This window comes from Paenibacillus sp. FSL R5-0914 (assembly GCF_038004525.1).
In the GTDB taxonomy this organism is placed as follows: domain Bacteria; phylum Bacillota; class Bacilli; order Paenibacillales; family Paenibacillaceae; genus Paenibacillus_AQ.
Map to the genome: position 1 here is coordinate 1 of NZ_JBBORH010000008.1, position 4,548 is coordinate 4,548.

The following is a 4,548-nucleotide window of genomic DNA, read 5'->3' on the forward strand; positions in this document are numbered from 1 at the left end:
CTACACGTCTCTTTTAAGTTAAGGCTACCATGGCAGGCTTAATATGTATAACTTATATTTACTATATCTAGTTATATTTTAAAGCTATGATTCCCTATTGGTACTTATCGAGTAGTACATCATGGAGGCGGAACTTCTAGATTTTAATGTTGACAACCATTTGGTCTGACTATAATATTAGAAGTCCTGCCAACCTTAAAGTTGGCGATAAGGGGACCGAAAGGTTCATTCTTATTTAAAAAGGGTGAGTATTATGAATAAAGAAGAATTAATGGAAAGCGCACGTAACACAAAGAAAGCTGCTTATGCCCCTTATTCTAAATTTCCAGTTGGAGCAGCCTTATTACTTAAAGATGGAAATGTTATTAATGGAGTAAATGTAGAAAATGTATCTTTTGGTGCTACTAACTGTGCAGAGAGAACAGCAATCTTCACAGCTATTACAAAGGGCTATACTAAAGGTGATTTTCAGGCTATAGCTGTAGCAGGTGACACAATGGATTTTCTGCCGCCATGCAGTATCTGCAGACAAGTATTATCGGAATTCTGTTTGCCCGACATGCCTGTCTATTTAACCAATGAGAAAAAAGAAATCTTAGAGCTGAGTTTAAGGGATTTATTGCCTTACGCATTCAAAAATTTAGATATGTAAAAATAATACCTACCATAGTGGAGTATCAAAAACACGCGTACCTGTGTTAGACAAGTACGCGTGTTTTTGTGTTTAAAAGCTTAGTCAGAACACAGAGTTCACAGACCAAACACCCCGCGTAAATACGTTGTGACTTACCAAATCGCAATTCCAACCTTATCTTTTTCTTTAAGTACTACCTTTATCATTTCCAAAGCATTTCTTACCCTAAATTCAATAAATTCTTTATCATAGTCTGTATGTAGTTCTATAGTATCTAAATTATCAAGCAAAATAAGGAATTCACTTTCCAGTTTTTCTATTCCTTCATCAAATGCAAAAATATTCGTATTCTTTAAAGAATATATTAACTCACATCCGAGTTCACTAATTAAATCATTTCCCCAGAGAGTTTTTCTGCATGATTCGAAACCAAACAAATTATTATGTGGTGCGGGTACCTGCTCCTCCAAAAAATTAGTATCTACAATTATACTTCCCTTTTGAATTACACTAATTATCAAACTCATATAGTTAAAACCTCTCAATGATTATCTATAATTTTTGATTCTTTTTTCTTTTGTTTCTTATAACATCATCAATAATAAAAAAAACAAGCGATCCATTGAGATAAAAGGTTAACACTTCCTCTCGATGATCGCTTGCTTTTAGTAGCTATGCATAGTCACATTTCTAGTTTTTGTGATTTTTCATTTTAAATGAGAATTCAGTATCAGAAAACCCTTATAAAATAAGAGAGACTGTTTCATTTTAATTGAGAATTTAAATCCCCAGTTACTAATAATCATCTAATATTTCATTTTAAATGAGAAAAAGCGCTTTTTGGAAATATACAATATCCATGCATAATATCCTTTCACAAAATTAAAGTTTTTAATCATCCAGTACAGTTGTGATAACATTAAAAAGAGTACCGTAAAATGGGTATACTTTTCATTTAACGTAATAATGTAATATACTGTTTGCTCCTTCAAATGAAATCCTAGGGTCATTTTTAATAAAACGTCCTTCAGCATTTTCGCCCAATCCAACAGCCGAATTGACTTGATTAATAAATGCATCCTTTTCATCGTCATACTTAGCATAATCAATAATTAACAGTTTCAAGGGACGAGGGTCAACACTCAAAGATGCAAGTTGAATTCTTTTTGCAATTGCATTATTTAAATGCTCATCTCTAAAACTATATCCGACAATAACAAGTTCTTCACAAAGTTGCTCCGCATCACTCATCCTTTTAACAAATTGATCATAATAAAAATTAAAGGGTGCTTCTTGGATTTTATCACTTTTCCGTCCTCCAGTTATTATTGAAGGCACAATTAACAGTTCCGAAGTTCTTTTGTATATATCATGTCTTTTTATTACTTCATTCTTAATTTTAAAAATCTTATTGTTTTTCAGATCTTTAAATGAGGATACAGATCCGTGCAGATGATAGAGTTTAGTATTACAATTCTGTTTGTGCCTTTGATTTTTCACTTTTTCAGGATTGAAATAATAACGAGGTACTTCTTTACTGACAGCGAACCATGGTCCGGCTTGATGATAATACTCAATAAAATTGTGAGGGCCTAAAGAATCTATAAGAATCGTCTCGAGGAGAAGGTCGTAATTTAATGTGAAAAGCTCAACTTCGTTTTCTTCTTTCATAATTAGGCAGAGCCATCTTACAAAACTCTTAAGCTTAGAATCTATTAAGTGTTTTTTAATATTCCAATTTACTAATTCAAGAATAAGAGCCATATATGTATGAATCGACGCTTGAATAGATTTTTCGTGCTTTAATAATTCTGACAAATCTATATCGTAAGAATTAAGAAACTTTCCTCCTAAAGAACCACTTGTATAAAATTTTTGATAAACCTGGAGAGCATCATAAAATTTCTCAATAGTAGCTATACATTCTTCAAAATCACTGTAGTTATGCTTTTCTGACATATGATGTTCGATAAATGCCTTATGCTCTATTTCCAGACGATCAAAAAACTTGTTTGTAATATTAGGCAAAGAAAACTCACTACTTAAAGCAACTGATAGACCATTTCCAGTTAGCAGAGCAATTTTTGTCAAATAAATACCTCCCCTGGTTCCGAAATCTAAAAGAGTAAGCAGGAAAATCTACGATGACTATTTTTCAAATAATTGTTAATATAGTATACATAAAAAGTGTTTAAAGAAGGCGGTATTCTTTTGAAAACTATTATTAAAGATTATCTAGAAAATCACTTTGAGCCTATGTTAGCACAATTCGCTGTGAATGATGAGACTATCTTTAAAGTTTCAAGCGATGTTCATTCGAGATTGTCATCTATATTGCATCGTTGGAACGACAGTTCCTTTCGTTCAACAATTTTGTTGCATGGAGTCGAAGAAGCTTTTTATTATGAACCGCAAGGAGAAATAGAAATTAAAGCTTTAATTACAGTTGCTATCAGAAACAGTCTGTTAGAAGACATAGCGAGTACTAATGAGGCCGCAATGAAGTTTGGATTAAGACGGCCAGTTATCTCCGACGAACAAATTAAATATATCACTTCCAATGCTATAGTTTTTTTTAACAAGCAAAACTTTGAGTCGACTTCATACGAAATTGAGAGTATCGAGAGCGATCCATTCGGACATTTATCCACTAGATTCCCATTAGCTTGGTATGTAATGCATAAATTAAGCCAGTGTTCTAACTACATAACTTTTGAAGTCCCTAACGAGTTAAAAATCACTCATTCTCTACTCGAAAAGCAGAGTGAATCAAAAAAATTCGTTCAGGTTCAAAGTGGAATGGACCCTTTTATAGATCAAACATTAAGCGAAATACTTCACAAAATAAAAAATGGTGAGCAGCCCTTCTTCTTTTGTGATTCTTTTAAAATGATAACGAGACACCCTGAGAAATTATATAGAATTATTGAAGAAGTGCTGAATGCTAAAGCTCCAATTGTTACTTTTAATTATTATATTAGCAATGGGTATGTTGCTCGGAGAAGTCAATTTTTAAAGGTGGCTCATTCTGAAAAAGATTTGAAATACAAATTCACTAATTTTAATGGACTGAGAAAAGCTCATTTAGAGATTATAAAAAAGATGGCTTAATCTAAACAAAGGTACTTAAAAAAGCCTTGGGACGTTAGCATTGGAGTCGTGTCTGTAGATTCTGCGAAGAGAGGTTGACCCAAAAGCCATAAGATAAAATGGCTCTTGGCTCCCCCTAATGTTTAAATCAGAATTGACATGAGTGCTTAGTGTGAAGCTTCGCAAATTTAATAAACAAAAAAAAATCGCTCTTTTGGTCAAATGGAGGAATCACCCAACCATTTCAAAAGGAGCGATTTCTTTTTTACAATCAATATACATTGACCAATTTTTCCGCGTCGTGTTGTTTCGAATTAGTTAATTATAAATAAAAACATTTAAAACCTTTCGACTTCCTTATCCACAAGTTCATATTTAGTTCATACAGGATTTATAGGATACAACTGCACAATTAATGATTTGAAAGGGGAATACATGTAATGTCAATAATTGAAGTTGATAATCTTCGAAATATTTCGGACACGGACGCGGTTTCCAAATTCAAAAGGGAGAGGTGTTTGGATTTCTCGGTCCCAACGGCGCTGGTAATACTACAACTATCCGTCATTTGAATCTACTTTCTTGACTCAACAGCTTTTTATCTAGAAATGCCTTTACATCTTTAGCAAGCTGTACGGATGCTTCAATTTCCAACTTACTTGTTGAAACACTTTCAATGCTGCATCCAATTGGAATTCCCTTCTCCAGCCCGAAATCGAATAGTTCTTCAAAGATTTTTTGAGAAAGCTGAATTGATTTATCCAAAATGTCGTTCGAGTATTTCAACTCGTTTTCTAACCATCCCGGGATACTGATCCCCAACT

The 4,548-nt window shown here is 33.2% G+C and carries 4 protein-coding genes and 2 pseudogenes; 3 read left to right on the forward strand and 3 right to left on the reverse strand.

What is annotated here, in order from left to right:
• The first annotated feature begins 253 nt into the window (after positions 1–253).
• Positions 254–652 carry a cytidine deaminase gene (locus tag MKX60_RS31585; RefSeq protein WP_036689594.1) on the forward strand — a complete coding sequence of 133 codons (399 nt, stop codon included), beginning with the start codon at positions 254–256 and terminating at the stop codon, positions 650–652.
• Between the two features lie 134 nt (positions 653–786).
• Here MKX60_RS31585 and MKX60_RS31590 read toward each other — a convergent pair whose 3' ends face one another.
• Together MKX60_RS31590 and MKX60_RS31595 are read right to left on the reverse strand one after the other, a co-directional pair.
• Complete coding sequence (locus tag MKX60_RS31590) at positions 787–1,161, reverse strand: hypothetical protein (RefSeq protein WP_149644002.1); 375 nt, start codon at positions 1,159–1,161, stop codon at positions 787–789.
• A gap of 424 nt (positions 1,162–1,585) precedes the next feature.
• Positions 1,586–2,725 carry an SIR2 family protein gene (locus MKX60_RS31595; RefSeq protein ID WP_341062105.1) on the reverse strand — a complete coding sequence of 380 codons (1,140 nt, stop codon included), beginning with the start codon at positions 2,723–2,725 and terminating at the stop codon, positions 1,586–1,588.
• A gap of 120 nt (positions 2,726–2,845) precedes the next feature.
• Between MKX60_RS31595 and MKX60_RS31600 the strand changes: the two genes are divergently transcribed.
• Positions 2,846–3,745 (forward strand): hypothetical protein, encoded by a 900-nt coding sequence (locus MKX60_RS31600; RefSeq protein ID WP_341062106.1) that lies wholly within the window; start codon positions 2,846–2,848, stop codon positions 3,743–3,745.
• Between the two features lie 478 nt (positions 3,746–4,223).
• Positions 4,224–4,295 (forward strand): annotated as a pseudogene (locus MKX60_RS31605) (multidrug ABC transporter ATP-binding protein); the annotation flags it as partial.
• Here MKX60_RS31605 and MKX60_RS31610 read toward each other — a convergent pair.
• A pseudogene (locus MKX60_RS31610) lies at positions 4,289–4,548 on the reverse strand (5,10-methylenetetrahydrofolate reductase); the annotation flags it as partial. The pseudogenes MKX60_RS31605 and MKX60_RS31610 sit on opposite strands and share 7 nt — an antisense overlap.